13 protein-coding genes and 5 pseudogenes are annotated in these 15,031 nt (G+C 67.6%); 11 read left to right on the forward strand and 7 right to left on the reverse strand.

Features of this window, described 5'->3' with window-relative positions; genetic code table 11:
- Positions 1-212: 212 nt before the first annotated feature.
- The 4 genes and pseudogenes from GKE62_RS00005 to GKE62_RS00015 form a co-directional block, all read right to left on the reverse strand.
- Positions 213-581 (reverse strand): hypothetical protein, encoded by a 369-nt coding sequence (locus tag GKE62_RS00005; protein ID WP_154690468.1) that lies wholly within the window; start codon positions 579-581, stop codon positions 213-215.
- Positions 582-2,039: 1,458 nt separating this feature from the next.
- Positions 2,040-2,309, reverse strand: a complete 270-nt coding sequence (locus tag GKE62_RS00010; RefSeq protein WP_370516118.1) for a hypothetical protein — start codon at positions 2,307-2,309, stop codon at positions 2,040-2,042.
- Positions 2,293-2,466, reverse strand: a pseudogene (locus GKE62_RS19530) (hypothetical protein); the annotation flags it as partial. The pseudogene GKE62_RS19530 and the gene GKE62_RS00010, both read right to left, overlap by 17 nt.
- Entirely contained in the window at positions 2,463-2,630 is a 168-nt protein-coding gene (locus GKE62_RS00015; protein ID WP_154690470.1) for a hypothetical protein, read from the reverse strand. The pseudogene GKE62_RS19530 and the gene GKE62_RS00015, both read right to left, overlap by 4 nt.
- Positions 2,631-2,841: 211 nt before the next feature.
- Here GKE62_RS00015 and GKE62_RS19535 point away from each other — a divergent pair, with 211 nt between their 5' ends.
- The 6 genes and pseudogenes from GKE62_RS19535 to GKE62_RS00030 all read left to right on the forward strand — a co-directional run bounded on the left by GKE62_RS19535 (position 2,842) and on the right by GKE62_RS00030 (position 6,324).
- The gene (locus GKE62_RS19535; RefSeq protein ID WP_370516031.1) at positions 2,842-2,985 is read left to right on the forward strand and encodes a hypothetical protein; all 144 of its coding nucleotides are present in this window, start codon (positions 2,842-2,844) and stop codon (positions 2,983-2,985) included.
- Between the two features lie 66 nt (positions 2,986-3,051).
- Positions 3,052-3,641: pseudogene (locus tag GKE62_RS19540) on the forward strand (tRNA (adenosine(37)-N6)-threonylcarbamoyltransferase complex transferase subunit TsaD); the annotation flags it as partial.
- An 8-nt stretch (positions 3,642-3,649) separates the two neighbouring features.
- Complete coding sequence (locus tag GKE62_RS19545) at positions 3,650-3,823, forward strand: hypothetical protein (RefSeq protein WP_370516121.1); 174 nt, start codon at positions 3,650-3,652, stop codon at positions 3,821-3,823.
- Positions 3,824-4,167: 344 nt separating this feature from the next.
- Positions 4,168-4,356: a hypothetical protein gene (locus GKE62_RS19550; RefSeq protein ID WP_370516032.1), complete on the forward strand. Its 189-nt coding sequence runs from the start codon at positions 4,168-4,170 to the stop codon at positions 4,354-4,356.
- A 176-nt stretch (positions 4,357-4,532) separates the two neighbouring features.
- A pseudogene (locus GKE62_RS19555) lies at positions 4,533-4,625 on the forward strand (hypothetical protein); the annotation flags it as partial.
- A 251-nt stretch (positions 4,626-4,876) separates the two neighbouring features.
- Positions 4,877-6,324: pseudogene (locus GKE62_RS00030) on the forward strand (lipopolysaccharide biosynthesis protein).
- A gap of 33 nt (positions 6,325-6,357) precedes the next feature.
- On the opposite strand, the gene GKE62_RS00035 reads toward GKE62_RS00030, so the two are convergent.
- Positions 6,358-6,498 (reverse strand): hypothetical protein, encoded by a 141-nt coding sequence (locus GKE62_RS00035; RefSeq protein ID WP_154690471.1) that lies wholly within the window; start codon positions 6,496-6,498, stop codon positions 6,358-6,360.
- A gap of 126 nt (positions 6,499-6,624) precedes the next feature.
- Here GKE62_RS00035 and GKE62_RS00040 point away from each other — a divergent pair.
- From GKE62_RS00040 to GKE62_RS00045, 3 genes and pseudogenes are all read left to right on the forward strand, one after another.
- Positions 6,625-7,680, forward strand: a pseudogene (locus tag GKE62_RS00040) (von Willebrand factor type A domain-containing protein); the annotation flags it as partial.
- A 4-nt stretch (positions 7,681-7,684) separates the two neighbouring features.
- Positions 7,685-8,203: a YfbK domain-containing protein gene (locus GKE62_RS19345; RefSeq protein ID WP_255453619.1), complete on the forward strand. Its 519-nt coding sequence runs from the start codon at positions 7,685-7,687 to the stop codon at positions 8,201-8,203.
- A 298-nt stretch (positions 8,204-8,501) separates the two neighbouring features.
- Positions 8,502-8,849 carry a hypothetical protein gene (locus tag GKE62_RS00045; protein WP_230206824.1) on the forward strand — a complete coding sequence of 116 codons (348 nt, stop codon included), beginning with the start codon at positions 8,502-8,504 and terminating at the stop codon, positions 8,847-8,849.
- Between the two features lie 527 nt (positions 8,850-9,376).
- On the opposite strand, the gene uvrB is transcribed toward GKE62_RS00045, so the two are convergent.
- Both uvrB and GKE62_RS00055 read right to left on the reverse strand, forming a co-directional pair.
- Positions 9,377-11,572 carry an excinuclease ABC subunit UvrB gene (uvrB, locus tag GKE62_RS00050; protein ID WP_154690472.1) on the reverse strand — a complete coding sequence of 732 codons (2,196 nt, stop codon included), beginning with the start codon at positions 11,570-11,572 and terminating at the stop codon, positions 9,377-9,379.
- A gap of 308 nt (positions 11,573-11,880) precedes the next feature.
- Positions 11,881-13,410: a sorbosone dehydrogenase family protein gene (locus tag GKE62_RS00055; protein ID WP_195908531.1), complete on the reverse strand. Its 1,530-nt coding sequence runs from the start codon at positions 13,408-13,410 to the stop codon at positions 11,881-11,883.
- Between the two features lie 118 nt (positions 13,411-13,528).
- Here GKE62_RS00055 and GKE62_RS00060 point away from each other — a divergent pair, with 118 nt between their 5' ends.
- The gene (locus tag GKE62_RS00060) at positions 13,529-14,083 is read left to right on the forward strand and encodes a DUF3617 domain-containing protein (protein WP_195908525.1); all 555 of its coding nucleotides are present in this window, start codon (positions 13,529-13,531) and stop codon (positions 14,081-14,083) included.
- 288 nt (positions 14,084-14,371) lie between these two features.
- A complete protein-coding gene (locus GKE62_RS00065) occupies positions 14,372-15,028 on the forward strand; it encodes an esterase/lipase family protein (RefSeq protein ID WP_370516033.1) in 657 nt (218 codons plus the stop codon).
- The last annotated feature ends 3 nt before the right edge of the window (positions 15,029-15,031 follow it).

Raw genomic sequence — 15,031 nt, forward strand, 5'->3', positions numbered from 1 at the left:
GGCGGCTTTACTGGTCCGCTTCCGCGCCACGCCGCTGCCTCGCCGTATCTTTCGTCGCGGCTCGTCAGCTTCTGCCTGGCAATATTCTGCGGACTGGTGGCTAGTCCGATCCGATGGTGATCCTGGCCGCGGTGGCGTTTTTCTGCGGTACGCCGGCAAGATGCGCACCGATGGCGTTGATTTTAATCTAAGCGTTGGCGCGGTCAGCCAGGTCACCGCCGCTGCCGTCGTTGAGGTCGCGCGGTCGCTGAGATCGCGGCGGTTTCGATCAGGATCCAGCGCGCGCTGGGCGCGGACGCGCTCGGCAAGCGCCAGCCAGGGTTGCCCGCGGCGTCGCGCGGCCCGGCATCCGCCGGACTTCGCTCGATCGCGGCTTCGGCGCGCCCGGTTTGCAGGGTCCGGCGCGCGCCCATAGGCGCCGCTCGGGCGCGGGCGGGGGAGGGCACGCTGGCGCGGCGGATCACGAACAGGCTCGCCAGTCCTCGTCCGGGACCCGCAAAAACCACGTTGATCGTCGCGTGGCGGCGCGACCAGCGTGGCTCCAACGCCGCCAGTCCCCGCCTGGCAAGTACCGCCGTCACCGCGCCAGCGCGCGATACCTCGGACCAGGGTGGTGACCGCGTTAATAAGTGCTGCCGAAGCGCAATTTGAGCTGGTCTGGAGAACGTCCCAACGGTGCTCGCTCGGACTGCGTCTGCTGGCTGCGGCGGCAATCAGGGAGTCTTTCGGCACGCGCGGCATTGCCCGGGATGCAGCTTCGGCTCGAGGTTGAGCGGTCATGCGCTGGGCCCGAGCTCGGCCATCCGCACGCCCAGCGCAGTTTGCGCGGGATTCAAGATCCGCCGCGCTCGGCGGGGGGGGCGTTGGGAGGCGAACGGCGCGTAACCGTCGCGCCGGTAGCCGGTTTGCGGAGGTTGAATCTGATCCAGCCCAGGCGGCTCGCCGCCCAAAGGCCGCCCGCTGCACCGCCCAGCGCGACCGCGCAAATCAGCGCTAGCATGAGCAATCCGCTCGTCCGGCCTGGGCGCCGCAGCGCGCGACGGCTGGTTCAGATAATCATCCAGCATTCCGTTTTTTGCGTCCGTTTCCCCCGAAGCGCGCAGTCTGGACACATCCGTGCGGCCAAGGCCAGGCAGTGCCGTCGTCCGGCCGTGCCGCGCCTGCGACGGACGCCCACCTGAACCTGCCGTCTAAGGGATCTGTGGGCCGAGGCAGGCGAGATCGATGTTGTCGCACGCGATCCGCAAACGCCTGCACTCGGAAGCGAAATGGCGGGCTGCGGCAGCGGAGTGGAGCAGAACCACAGCGCCTCGCCCAGCAACCTGGCGCCAGCCCCGCTCAGCGCAAGCGGCTCGGCTTGGTACACGACCACTGTCTCGAATGACCGTGCCTGGCTCTGGAAGATAGGGGGATATGCTCGCCCGGCGAGGCGGAGAACGCGGCGGCGTCCATCGCGTGCGAGCTGGGCGGTCAGATCTCAACCCGCCGCTGCCGATTGCCTTGACCTGAAACCGCCATGGCGTGGCATCGGCAGTCGCTTCGCCCACGACGTAGGCCGGCAGGCATATGCGCCAAGTTTACCCGCCGTAAGCCAAACATTGGCTGTTGATCAACAGCGCATCGAAGCTGGTTGCCGCCGGACCTTCCCATGCCCTGGGAACGATCCGGTGGTTCGCCATAAGCGGAAGCGCCAAGGCCTTGCCGCGGCCAACGTTGCGGCGTTGCCAGGCTCCGGGCGAAAGACCAGCAGAACAGCTTCACCCTCCCGGTCCCGCGAACAGGCGCGTTGATCCCAACCGGAAGCGCGGACAGCATCTGCGGGCTAGCCGCGCCGGACCGTCCGCATCCGCCATAAACCGGTACCGGATCGTCGCGATCCGCGCCAGCTGTCTCGTTGAACAGCGCGGCGCGCATGTCGATCCTGTCGTCGCCGGCGGCACAGCACCGCCACCGGCTGTGGCAATTGCCGCCCAAAGCGGCGAGCAGCGCGCGCTTCCGGCTACGCCACTTCGGCGCGGCTCGGGGATGATCGATCGCGTTCAGCGCCAAGCGTACCTGTAACCGTAAATCCCGGTCATCCTGTGCTTTTCCAAGGATGGCGCGGCATTCAATCTAAATCGCGCGCCGCGCGGGGCGGCATCCAGTCGTCGCACTGCCGTGCCGACCTCGCCTCTCGCCCGAAGCCGCGCCAGCCCCGCGGCGGCGAGCAGGGTGACGTCGGCCTCGCCCGCGGGCCAGCTTGGCGATCCGCGTGGCGAGACGTTGCCGCGGAAGGTCAGGACCGTCACGTCGGGCCGGGCATGGAGCATCTGAGGCGGCGCGGCGCGGGGCGCTGGTGCCGACCCGCGCACCGGCCGGGACCGCGGCGATCGAGGCAGCCGACCGAGCACGTCGCACGTCCTCGCGCGGCAGGATCGCGGCGATCGTAAGCGAAAGCGGGGACGCACGGTCTCGACGTCCTTTCATCGAATGCACGGGGCATCGATCCGGCGCTCGTCGGCTGCGCGCGCGTCGAGTTCCTTGGTCCACAGCGCCGCCGCCGATCTCCGACGAGGGCGATCCTGCACCCGGTCGCCGCTGGCGATCACCGTTACCAGCTCGTACTGCTCCCTGGGCCAGAGGGGCGGCACACCCTGTGCCGCCCGGGGTTTCCTCCGCCTGAGCGAGGGAGGCGAGCGAGGCGGGTGCCGAGGCGGAGCGGGCGGTCGGACGAAGATGGCATGCGCGGGTTGTGCTAATGGCCATTTCCGTTCTGAGGGCGCGCGCAACGGCGCTGATCCTGGGATAAGTCGAGCTGCGACGAGACTGCGGCGGCGATCGTCGTTACGTCCGCGCCGACGCTTGAACACCGCAATCCTTGCCCAGCACATTGCCTCGCAGGACGAGGGCACCGCTCTGGCGGGGTGGTTCCCGAAGTCGCAGCGCGGGGCGCATGTCGAGAAGCTCGCTCCGTTGATCGCGGCGACGCTGGCCGAGTGGGGCTGACCTGTCCGACATGGACGCCACGCCATCGCCGCGGCGACCGCAGGGCCGGGGCTGATCGGCGGGGTGATGGTCGGCTACGGTGCGGCCAAGGCGCTGGCAATGGCTGGACAAAAGCCGCTGCTCCTGGTCAACCATCTCGGGACACACGCCCTGTCGCCGCGGCTGGCCGATCCCGGCGCTCGCCCATCCCTATTGTCTGCTGTTGGCGGCGGCATTGCCAGGGTGCTCGAGGTCCGTGGGTGGGAGACTAATCGCAGGTTGGCGACCACGATCGACGATGCCCTGGGAGAAGCGTTCGACAAGACCGCCAAGCTGCTGGGCCTTGGCATCCCGGCGGGCCGCCGAGCGGTGGAGAAGCTGGCGAGGCAAGGGAACCTCGCGCGATCAGATTTCCCCCGGCCACCGTGGGGCTCGGGCGACGGCAACTTCTCGTTCGCCGGGCTCAAGAGCGCTGTGGCGCGGATCGTGCAGGGCGGTGGAGGGACCCCGCCGACGTCGCCGCCTCGTTCCAGCAGGCCGCAATCGATTGCGTGGTGGATCGCACGCGCATCGCGCTGGGCGGCCTTTCCGGGATGAGCGCGCTGGTCGTCGCCGGCGGGGTCGCCGCCAATGCTGCCATCGCGCCGCGTCGGCGCTCGCGGCGGAATGCACGGCCTGCGATTCGATGCACCGCCGCACCGCCTTGTGCACCGCACAACGCGGCGATGATCGCCTGGGGCTGGGGGGCGGCGGCGCGGTGGCAGCGGGATACGCCGATCCGCTCGACGCCATGGCTCGCCCGCGCTGGCCGCTCGACCCGACCGCCGAGGCGGTGCGCGGCGCAGGGGTCAAGGCATGAGTGCGGCCCTGGGGGTCGTCGGAGGGGGAGCGGGGGGCACGGCGCTGGCCAGGCTCCGCGCACAAGACATAGGCACCGATGCTGCTCTGGGAGCCTGGAGGGGTGGTCGCGCGGCTGAAGGGCCGAGCAATGGCAATCCCCGTGTTCCTGCCAAGCGCGAGCCTGTCGCGAAGCATCGGGCGTCGCGACGGGCAATCTGGGCGACCTCGCCGATACGACCCGACCGTTCTGTTGGTGACCCCCGCGCAACATCTCGGCCGCATCCTCCGCCCGAGCTGCCGCGCACGGGGGAGAATGCGACCTGGTGCTGTGCTCGAGGATCGGAAGCGGGCAGCGGACGCCTGATGGCCCGGGTTGCGCACGACGCCGCGCCCGATTGCCGCCTGGCAGTGCTCTCCGGCCCGACTTTCGCGCACGAAGTCGCCGCCGGGCTACCGACTGCGGTGACGCTGGCCTGTGCGGGAGGCGAGGAGCAGTGGGGGGGCGGCTGTCGGTCGCCATGGCCCGGCCCTCGTTCGCTCCTATTCCGATGACGTCACGCGGCGCGGAGATCGGCGGCGCGGTCAAGAACGTGCTGGCGATCGCCTGCGGGGTGGGACGGGCTCCAGCTCGGCCAGAACGCGCGCGCGGCGCCTGATCAGCCGCGGCTTTGCCGAAATGCTGCGTTTCGGGCTGGTTTTGGGGGCGCGGGCGGAGACGCCTTTCGGGGTTGAGCGGGCTGGGCGATCTGGTTCTGACCTGCTCGTCGACCGCGAGCCGCTATAACTTTCGCTGGGCAAGGCGCTGGGCGAGGGGCGCGGCGACGGCCGACGTCCTGGCCAACCGCAGCACGGTGGCCGAGGGCGCGCACCGCGCCGGTGCTCGCCGGAATCCCGCCGATCGATCGGGGGATCGACATGCCGATCGTCCGGGGTCTGCGCGCTCGCTGGGTGAAGCACCCGCGCGCGCGAGGTCGTGGCCCGCCTGCTCGCCCGTCCGTTGCGCGCCGAACGGGGCGATTGAGCTGGTCGAGACGCCTCAGCTTCCGGTCCGCCTGTCCCCGGTTCCACCGACATCGCCGCGCTGGCCAAGGGTGGGCGCACACGAACTTCCCTCGGCTTCCTGTTGCGCCTGGCGGCGCGCCCTGCCGTTCCTGTTCATCGCCGGGCGGCTCTACGGCAAGGAAAACCTCGGCCGTTTTGCATCAGCGGTCGTCGCAGTGGAAATCGCCGCGCAGATCGCCACCCTTGGCCGAAACGTGGGTTGGCCCAGCTGCTTCAGAAGGACGATCGCGCGGCCGCCTGCATCGTCGCTGACGGACTGTTCGTGAGCCTGGGCGTCTCACTTGCACTGGCCGCGCTGCTTTACGCCTTTCCGGTGGTGCTGTTTCCCAGCGGTACGGTCGATCCGATCGAGCGGCTGCTGCCGCTGGTGATCTTCCCGATCGCGGCCGGCGACATTGCGCTGGCCGCGCTGGCGTTCCGCTATGACATCGCCACTACCGTCCGCGCGCGCGTTCGTTGGTCGAGCCGTGGGTGCTGTCGATCGCGGCGGGGACCTTGTGGTTTGTGATCCCGCAAACCGGGATGGTCGCGGCCTATTTCCTGTCGATCACCGCGGCGATGCTGGTGGCGATGGTCGCGCTGGTCAAAAGCTATGGCATGCCCCGCGACTGGCAGCCGCATCCGCTTATCCTCGGCCGCCAGGCGCTGCTCAACTTGCCGATCGCCGGGGCCGATCTGGTCGAATCCGGAACCCGCAAGATCGACATCCTGTTGCTCGGCATGCTGACCAACCCGTCGATCGTCGGGGTCTATTGGGCCGCGCAGCAGGTCGCCAGCCTGCCGCAGAAGCTCAAGACGAGTTTCGAGCCGATCCTGGGGCCGGTGATCACCAGCAGCCTGAAGACCAAGGATTACGGGGCCATCGCAAAGCAGGTTTGCCAGGTAGGTTTCTGGATCACCGCCGCGCAGGCGGGAATCGCCCTGGCCTTGGGAATCCCCGGCGTGGGCGTGATGGGCCTCGTCGGTCGGGATTTCGTCGGCGGGACCGGCGCGCTCAACCTGCTCGCTCGCGAAGTGGCCGCAGCCACCGCGGTGGTTGCCGAAGCCGCGCTGATCTATGTCGCGCCCGTCCGCAATCTGGCAATCTCGATCATAGCCATCGTGATCCAGGCGGGCCTGACCGTGCTGCTGATCGACGCCGCCGAACTTTGGTCGCTGCCCCCGTTGTACAAGGCCGCCGCGGCCGCAGGTGCGTTGTTCGTCGCGCTGGCGTTCTCGTCGGTCGCCAAGGCCTTGTTGTTGCGCGGCATTCTCCAACACTCGATCACCAACTGGCGCTGGGCGCTGATCTGGGCGACGGTCCCGGCGGTGCTGGTCGGTTGGGTCGTTACGCGCCTGCCCGAGTGGGCCGAGCTCATTTTCGGCATCCCCGCGATCCTGTTGGCCTATGGCGTGGTGATCTGGCGGCGCGGCTTCGGTCCCGAGGACCGGGTGCTGTTCAAGCGCGCTAAGGGCTGAACCGCGCAACGGTTCGTCGCGGCTGAGCACCATTCAGTCGGCATTCACGGGCAAAACCGTGTCTTCCCGTTCGTCACGTTCGGGAAGGGACAGACCGATGCGAATCGCGCCAATCGTATCCACCACCCTGCTTGCCGTTATCCTGGCGAGCTGCGCCACGCGATCGTCGAACAACGACAGGGATCGTCATGACCGGAGACAAGGCGGGCGAGGGCGAGGTGGCCGGCAACGAGCCACTGCCGCCGCTCCCATCGCCGGCACCTCCCTCCGCCAGTCTACGCCGCCGATGCGAGTGCGAACATGGTCGTCTCCGGGCAGGCGCAGGTCCAGCCGAACCTGCAATCCGCCCCGGTTACAGTCACCGCGCAGAAAGTCGCGCGCGATTTCCGCGCCGAGCGCGGCAGCAAGCTGGCCCTGCCCACTCCCGCCTATGTTCCCTCGGTCGTCGTTCCGGCCAACCCTGGCCGAGAGCGCTATGACGGCAGGACGGTGTCGCCGGTCCATCTCGCCGCTTCCGATCCGGTTTCGACTTTCTCCGTCGATGTCGATACCGGCGCCTACGCCAACAGCCGCCGCTTCCTCAGCCAGGGTCAGCTGCCCCCGGCGGACGCGGTGCGCACTGAGGAACTGGTCAACTACTTCCGCTACGATTATCCGCTGCCCGCCACGCGCGAGACGCCGTTCAGCGTGACCACCGATGTCGCTGCAACGCCGTGGAACCCGGCCACCCGGCTGCTGCGCATCGGCCTTCGCGGGTATGACCTGCCGCGCAGTGCGCGTCCGCCCGCCAACCTCGTGTTCCTGGTCGATGTCTCGGGATCGATGGGCGAGCCCGAGAAGTTGCCGCTGGTCAAGACCGCGCTGGCTGGGCTTGCCGACCAGATCGGTCCGCAAGACAAGGTCTCGATCGTCGTTTACGCGGGGGCGGCCGGACTGGTGCTCCCGGCGACCGGTGACAAGCGCGAGATCGTTTCCGCGCTCGACCGGCTCTCGGCGGGCGGATCGACCGCTGGCGGGGCCGGGCTTCAGCTCGCCTACCAGGTGGCGCGCGACAACTTCATCAAAGGCGGAGTCAACCGCATCCTCCTTGCCACTGACGGCGACTTCAACGTCGGGGTCAGCGACAGCAAGGCGCTGATCGCGATGGTGGAGAAGGAGCGCGATGCGGGCGTCACCCTGACCACGCTCGGCTTCGGGCAGGGCAACTACAACGAGGCGATGATGGAGCAGGTCGCCGACCACGGCAACGGCAACTACGCCTATATCGATAGTGCGCTCGAGGCGCGCAAAGTGCTGGCCGAGCAGATGAGCTCGACGTTGTTCACGATCGCCAAGGACGTGAAAATCCAGGTCGAGTTCAATCCGGCCGCCGTCGCGCAATACCGCCTGCTCGGGTACGAAAAACCGCGAGCTCCGCGAGGAGGATTTCAACAACGACAAGGTCGATGCGGGCGACATTGGTGCCGGGCACCAGGTGACCGCGATCTACGAGATCGTGCCACGCGGCGCCCAAGGCTGGCTCGACCCGCATCGCTATTCTGATCCGGGAAATAGATTTGAAGCGAAACCGCGCGAACTGGCCTTCGTCAAGCTGCGCTACAAGTTGCCTGACGACACCACCTCGAAGCTGATCGAACGCGCGGTTCCGGCGGCTCTGTTGGCCAGCGCCGGAGCTCCGCGGGGCGACATGGCCTTCGCCACCGCAGTCGCCGCGTTCGGGCAGAAGCTGCGCGGCGATCCGCTGCTGGGCAACCTGACCTATGCCGGAATCGCCGCGCTCGCCGATGGTCAGCGCGACTATTACCGGCAGGAGTTCGCCAAGCTGGTCGGCATCGCCGGATCGCTGGATACCCGCGGCAACGATGTCGCGGTGCGCTGACCGGCGAACGGCGTTTTGAACCAGAACCCGCTCGTGTCGAGCGAAGTCGATCCATGGCGCGCAGACGTCTCGACTTCGCTCGACATGAGCGGAGGTTGTTGCTTGAAGGCCGGTGACAATTACAGGTGGCGGACAGAACGATGCCTCAGTTGAGTTCGAGCGAAGCGTTGATCCTCGGCGCGATACTCGCGTTGGTGCTGCTGGTCGCGTGGCGGCTGCTGCGGCGCAAGCCAGAGCGGGTGCGCGCCGATACGGCCGACGTTCTCACCCCGGATCCGCCCCCGCCGCGCGCAACACGTTGCTGGTCGATGCGCCGCCCGTGGTCGTATCGCCACCTGCAGCCGAGCTCTTGGGCGGGGTGGCCGAAGTGGTCGCCGCGGCGGTGACTTCCGCTGAAGCGGCCGGCGATGGCGACGACCTGACCCGGATCAAGGGACTCGGACCCAAGATCGCCACGCTGCTGCGCAGCCTGGGCGTCACCCGGTTCGACCAGATCGCGGCATGGGGCGAGGCGGACATCGCCCGGATCGATCCCCAATTGGGCGCCTTCCAGGGCCGCATCGCGCGCGACAACTGGGTCGAGCAGGCGGGCTATCTGGCCGCGGGCGATGTGGCGGGGTTCGAAGCACGGTTCGGCAAGGTCTGAGCCGCGGCGGAAACGCATTCGCTCACCACCGCCCCCGCCACGCCCATCGGCGGGAGAATCAGTTCGCCGCCCCCCGGCACGGTGGCCTTGAGCCCTGCGCCGAGCAGCACCTCGGCCCGCGGATCGGCGGCGTCGAGAATGCCGCGCCAGACATACCCCCTGCTTGCCGATCTTCACCGCGCTCACCGGTAAGCGCAAAATGCCTTTCGATCCCTGGATCGCGAACAGCGCCTGTGCTCCCTTGTCGGCGGCCGCGAACCGCACGATCAACAGCCGGGCGGCGTGCTTCTCCCACCCCTCGCACGAGATCGCGAGCAGGGCCGGGGCGTCGGCCGGACCGAACCACGCCGCCCTGGCCGACTGCGCATGGGTCCAGCCGGCAGGACCCGTCGCCACTGGCGCTTTGGCGGCAGCCGACACCGTCGCCAACGGAACGCGGATCGGCTCATCCTTGCCCGCATTGCCCTTGCCGCAGTCGGCAAGAGCGAGCGACGTCAGAACGGCGGCACAGGCCAACGCTCGCGCGATCACCTCCCCCATTTCATCTTGCTCGCCTTCCCGAACCGCCCCTTTCGCGTCCCCGGCTTGCCTTCGTTGCTTCGCCCCACCTTGGGCGCTTTCGCTTGCTCGTGCGCCTTCGGCAAACCGAGTTCGTCCGCTTCCAGGCGCCGGATTTCATCCCTCAATCGCCCTGCCTCCTCGAACTCCAGGTCGGCGGCCGCCGCGCGCATTCGCTTTTCCAGATCCTCGATGTATCCGCGCAGGTTGTGGCCGACGAGGTTGTTGCGTTCGGGGTCGTCGATTTCGACCAGCACCCCGTCGCGGCTCGCGGTATGCGCGACGATGTCCTGGATACCGCGCTTGATCGTCGCCGGGGTGATGCCATTGGCGAGGTTGAACTCGTGCTGCTTCTGGCGGCGGCGATCTGTCTCCGCGATGGCGCGTTCCATGCTGCCGGTCATCCGGTCGGCGTAGAGGATCACGCGGCCCTCGACATTGCGCGCGGCGCGGCCGATCGTCTGGATCAGGCTGGTTTCGCTGCGCAGGAACCCTTCCTTGTCGGCGTCGAGGATGCAGACCAGCCCGCATTCGGGGATGTCGAGCCCTTCGCGCAGCAGGTTGATGCCGACCAGCACATCATAGACCCCCAGCCGCAGATCGCGGATCAGCTCGATGCGTTCCAGCGTTTCGACGTCCGAGTGCATGTAGCGCACCCGCAGCCCGGCCTCGTGCATGAACTCGGTAAGATCTTCGGCCATCCGCTTGGTCAGCGTGGTGACGAGCGTGCGAAAGCCCATCGCGGCGGTCTTGCGGCATTCCTCGATGCAGTCCTGGACCTGGTCCTCGACCGGCTTGATCTCCACCGGCGGGTCGATCAGCCCGGTCGGGCGGATAACCTGCTCGGCGAAGATACCGCCCGATTGCTCCATCTCCCAACCGCCCGGCGTGGCCGAGACCGCGACGGTCTGCGGTCGCATCGCGTCCCATTCGTTGAAGCGCAGCGGACGGTTGTCGATGCAGCTGGGCAGGCGAAAGCCGTATTCGGCCAGGGTGATCTTGCGGCGGTGGTCACCCTTGGCCATCGCCCCGATCTGCGGCACCGTCTGGTGGCTTTCGTCGACGAACAGCAGCGCGTTTTCCGGGAGGTATTCGAACAGCGTCGGCGGTGGTTCGCCGGGCAGGCGGCCGGTGAGGAACCGGCTGTAGTTCTCGATCCCCGCGCAGCTTCCGGTGGCAGCGATCATCTCGAGGTCGAAGTTGGTGCGCTGCTCGAGCCGCTGGTGCTCGAGCAATTTGCCCTCGGCCTCCAGTTCCTTGAGCCGCTCGGTCAACTCGAAGCGGATCGCCTGCGCCGCCTGCTGGAGCGTTGGGCCGGGGGTTACGTAGTGCGAGTTGGCGTAGACCCGAACCGAATTGAGGCTGGCGCCCTTCTTGCCGGTCAGCGGGTCGAACTCGGCGATGTCCTCGATCTCGTCGCCAAAGAAGCTGATCCGCCAGGCCATGTCCTCATAATGCGAGGGGAAAATCTCCAGGCTGTCGCCGCGCACACGGAAATTGCCGCGCTGGAACGCGGCGTCGTTGCGTTTGTATTGCAGCGCGACGAGCTTCCTCACGATCTCGCGCTGATCGACCGTCGCGCCTTTCTTCAGGTCGAAGATCATCGCGGAATAGGTCTCGACCGAGCCGATGCCATAGAGGCACGAGACCGAAGCGACGATGATGACGTCGTCGCGTTCGAGCAGCGCGCGAGTGGCCGAATGGCGCATCCGATCGATCGCCTCGTTCACCGAGCTTTCCTTCTCGATGTAAGTGTCGCTGCGGGGCACGTAGGCTTCGGGCTGGTAATAGTCGTAGTAGCTGACGAAATACTCGACCGCGTTGTCGGGAAAGAAGCTCTTGAACTCGCCATAGAGCTGCGCGGCGAGAATCTTGTTGGGCGCTAGGATCAGCGCCGGGCGCTGGGTCGCCTCGATCACCTGGGCCATGGTGAAAGTCTTGCCGCTGCCGGTCACGCCGAGCAGCACCTGGGTCTGATCGTCAGCCTTGATCCCTTCGATCAGGTCCGCGATCGCGGTCGGCTGGTCGCCCGCGGGCTGGTATTCGGAGACGATCTTGAACCGCTTCCCTCCGTCGGCCTTGTCCGGCCGGGCGGGCTTGTGCGGAACGAAAGCGGCGCTGGTGTCGGGCTCTTCCAGCCCGCGACGAATGACGAGTTCGGCCATGCCGGCGATATGGGCGTTCCGCGTTGGTTCCGCAATCTTCCACGGCGCTGGACGCCAAACGGCGTGCGAAACTCTGTGACCTTTGCAGGATTTGTTCCGCAATAAACCCCTGTTTCAGAGGCTTTTTTGCCGGGAACCGCGTTGTCCGGCGAGACCGGAGTTGTGACCATTCGCGGTGCGCTGGCTGGAGAGGCGGCGCGCTCGTCCGGCCAGCCCAAGCGGGCCTCGATGCACCAATGCCGACGATGGGAAAGAGCGGCGGCGACCCTGCGCGCAATCGGCGGCCGTAGGAAAGTAGAATCCTTGCGCTAGGCCCCCTCGATCACGAAAATCTCGCCGTCGTAATCGACGATGTAGAGGTTTCGCCGTTGGTCCTGGCCAAAGCTCGCGATGTTGCCGATTGCCCCGGCGTCGGGGGTGAAATCGGCGTTGCGCAGGGTGAAGCTGGAGGCCGCGAACGTCTGCCCGAACACCAGGCTGGTCGCGGGGATGCTCCACAAACGGCCGCGGACGAAGTCGCCGAAAATGTATTGGCCCTGCAAGCTCTCGACCGGGCCGCGATAGACATACCCCCCGGTGACCGAATCGCCCTGCACGGGCCCCGTGCCATGGGCGTATTCGGCGACCGGAGGAACGGCATTTGGCGGCGGCGTGCCGTTGAACGTGCGCGTGCCCTCGAGCCGCGCCCAGCCGAAGTCGAGGCCCGGGCGGTTGGGCGGAATCAGGTCGATCTCCTCGATCGCGGCCTGGCCGACATCGCCGAGATAGAGGTTGCCGGTGGCGGGATCGAAGCTGTTGCGGAACGGATTGCGCAAGCCAAACGCGTAGACCTCGGGCGCGCCGCCGCTGGTGGCGAATGGGTTGCTAGCGGGGATGGCATAGTCGCGCGCCGGATCGGCCGGGAAAGCGTCCGAAGCGACGTCGATCCTCAGCATCTTGCCGAGCAGCGAGGCGGTGTTCTGCGCGTTGTTTTGCGGATCGCCGCCGCTGCCGCCGTCTCCGCTGGCGATGTAGAGGAAACCGTCGGGGCCGAACTCGATCCATCCGCCATTGTGGTTGGCGAAGGGCTGGGCGAAGGTCAGGATCAAATCTGCGGTCGCCGGGTCGGCCTGATCGCGGTTGGCGGCAAACGTACGGTAGCGGCGGACCTCGGTGTCGCCCGCCAGGTTGGTCAGATAGACGAAGAATGTCCCGCTGCTCGCGAAGTCTGGCGCGAGTGCCAGCCCGATCAGACCGCGCTCGCCGTCGCTGCTGATCGTCCCGCGGATATCGAGGAACGGGGTTGCCGCGATCGCACCGGTTGCGGGATCGAGGATGCGGATGCGACCGGCCTGCTCCACCACCAGCACTCGTCCCGAATTGTCGGGAATGCCGGCCAGATAGAGCGGCTGGACGAAGCCCGTTCCCGCACGCCGCACCCGGAAGGTGCCGCCCCCGGCGTCGGTCACGGTCACCGCGACGTCGAGCGTCGTCTGGGCGCGGCCATCCGAGACGCTGAGCTGGAGGCGGTAGACGTTGTCGCGGTCGGAATCCGCCGGCGCCTCGAAATCGGGCGGGGTACGGAACGCGAGTTGTCCGCCCGACGACAGGGTGAACTGGGCGGCGTCGGCCCCGCCGGCGATGGCGAACGTCAGGGGACCGTTTTGCGCATCGCTGGCGGCGGCGGTGTAGACCGCGCCGGCGGTATTTTCGAGCACGGTGACGCTCGCCGCCGAGGTAAAGGTGGGCGCGGTGTTGGCGGGCAGCGCAGGTGGCGCGCTTCCGCCTCCGCCGCATCCGGCCAGGGCGGTCGTCGCGATCAGGGCTACGTGGCGGACGAGAGTGGTGGCGGTCGTCATCGTGCGCTCCATCGCCCCGCTCGGACGTCAGCGTAGCCGCTTCCAACCGAACCGAAAAGACTCTAGCCTGCTTCGCGACGGACGCTGCGCGCTATGCCCGGCGAAGGGAGAAATGTTGATGATACGTTCGTTCACGCTGCCCAGCCTGGCGCTTGCCGTTCTTGCGCTCGGCGCCTGCGACAAGGCCGACAAGGGCCCCAAGTCGATGGAGCAGGCCAAGGCCGAGGCGGCGCAACTCGAGCGGCCCGATCCGGGCCAGTACAAGCAGACCACCAAGATCACCAAGTTCGAGGTGCCCGGCGCGCCGCCCGAAATGGTCGCGCAGATCCGCAAGATGATGCAGGGCCAAGGCGCCAACCTCGAATACTGCCTGAGCAAGGCTGACACCGAGAAGGGCTTTGCCGAGATGTTCAAGAAGGGCGCGCAGGGCGATTGCAAGTACGATCGCTTCGACGCCTCGGCCAACACCATCGACGCGATCATGACTTGCAAGGCGGGCGAGGGTGGATCGGCTAAGATGACGATGAACGGCACGGTCAGCCGCACCGGCAGCAAGGTCAACGTGAACGTCGAGCAGAGGAACGACAAGTCGCCAATGGGCAACGCAAACATCGCGATGGAGCTGGAAACGACCCGGATCGGCGATTGTCCGGCGGGTCCGGCGAAGAAATGACCGGCCGAAAAATGACGGTTATGTGAAAGCGAGACAGATTTGTGAAACTTTAGGCGGAGTTGTGCTTATTGGTCGGTGATGGCCACTTTCGCACTTCCCCGTCGGCGCTCGTTCTCGCTATCGGCATGGCCGGCATTGGCCGCCTTTCGCGCCGAGGTGGTTCGCCGTTCGGCGCTCGCACGGCGTCCGCAGCCGGCCGGTGTCGTGCCGCCGCCGCGACGCCTGATGTTCGGAGAGCTGCGTTCCGGGTTGGAATCGTGGTTGGCGTGGCGTCGCTCGCCGGTGCCGATGACACCGGCCTCCGCCGCCGGGCTCCCGGTCATGCTGTTGCCCGGGTTCGCCACCCACCCGGCGCGGATGTATCGGATGCGCCGGGGTTTGCGCGCGGCGGGCCACTGGGTCGAGGACTGGGGTCTGGGCTGGAACCTGGGCGGCACTCCCGAACAGCTCGATCGCCTTTGCGCGCGGATCGAGGAGGCGGCGGCGCGGCAAGGTCGGCCGGTCGCGCTCGTCGGGTGGAGCCTGGGCGGGCTCTATGCGCGCGAAGCGGCCAAGCGGGTGCCGCACGCGGTCGCCATGGTGGTGACCATGGGTACCCCGTTCTCGGGCGATCTTCACGCAAACAACGCCTGGCGTGCCTATCACTGGATCACCGGGCACGACGTGGCCGAACCTCCGGTCCCGGGCGACTACGCGGTCAAGCCGCCCGTCCCGACGATCGCCCTGTGGAGCGCGCGCGACGGGATCGTGGCGCCGCGCGGCGCGCGGGCGGGCAGGCGAACGCGATGCCGCGGTCGCGGTGCGCTGCACCCACCTCGGGTTCGCCAGCCACCCCCGTGCGGTGGAGACGGTCGCCGATCAGCTAAGCCGCTTCGCCGGCGGCTGAGCTGGAGCCCGCGACAGGGAAGGCCGCTGTTTTCGCATTTGCAGCACGCAATGACTTGACAG

Origin of the sequence: Novosphingobium sp. Gsoil 351, from assembly GCF_009707465.1 — a bacterium.
Classification (GTDB): Bacteria; Pseudomonadota; Alphaproteobacteria; order Sphingomonadales; family Sphingomonadaceae; genus Novosphingobium.

Bases quoted from the DNA above. Each gene is read 5' to 3' on its own strand.
- GKE62_RS00055 (WP_195908531.1), bottom strand. From the start codon at position 13,410: ATGACGACCGCCACCACTCTCGTCCGCCACGTAGCCCTGATCGCGACG.
- GKE62_RS00060 (WP_195908525.1), top strand. From the start codon at position 13,529: ATGATACGTTCGTTCACGCTGCCCAGCCTGGCGCTTGCCGTTCTTGCG.
- GKE62_RS19550 (WP_370516032.1), top strand. From the start codon at position 4,168: ATGGCCCGGGTTGCGCACGACGCCGCGCCCGATTGCCGCCTGGCAGTG.
- GKE62_RS19545 (WP_370516121.1), top strand. From the start codon at position 3,650: ATGCACCGCCGCACCGCCTTGTGCACCGCACAACGCGGCGATGATCGC.
- uvrB (WP_154690472.1), bottom strand. From the start codon at position 11,572: ATGGCCGAACTCGTCATTCGTCGCGGGCTGGAAGAGCCCGACACCAGC.
- GKE62_RS00065 (WP_370516033.1), top strand. From the start codon at position 14,372: ATGACACCGGCCTCCGCCGCCGGGCTCCCGGTCATGCTGTTGCCCGGG.
- GKE62_RS00010 (WP_370516118.1), bottom strand. From the start codon at position 2,309: ATGCTCCATGCCCGGCCCGACGTGACGGTCCTGACCTTCCGCGGCAAC.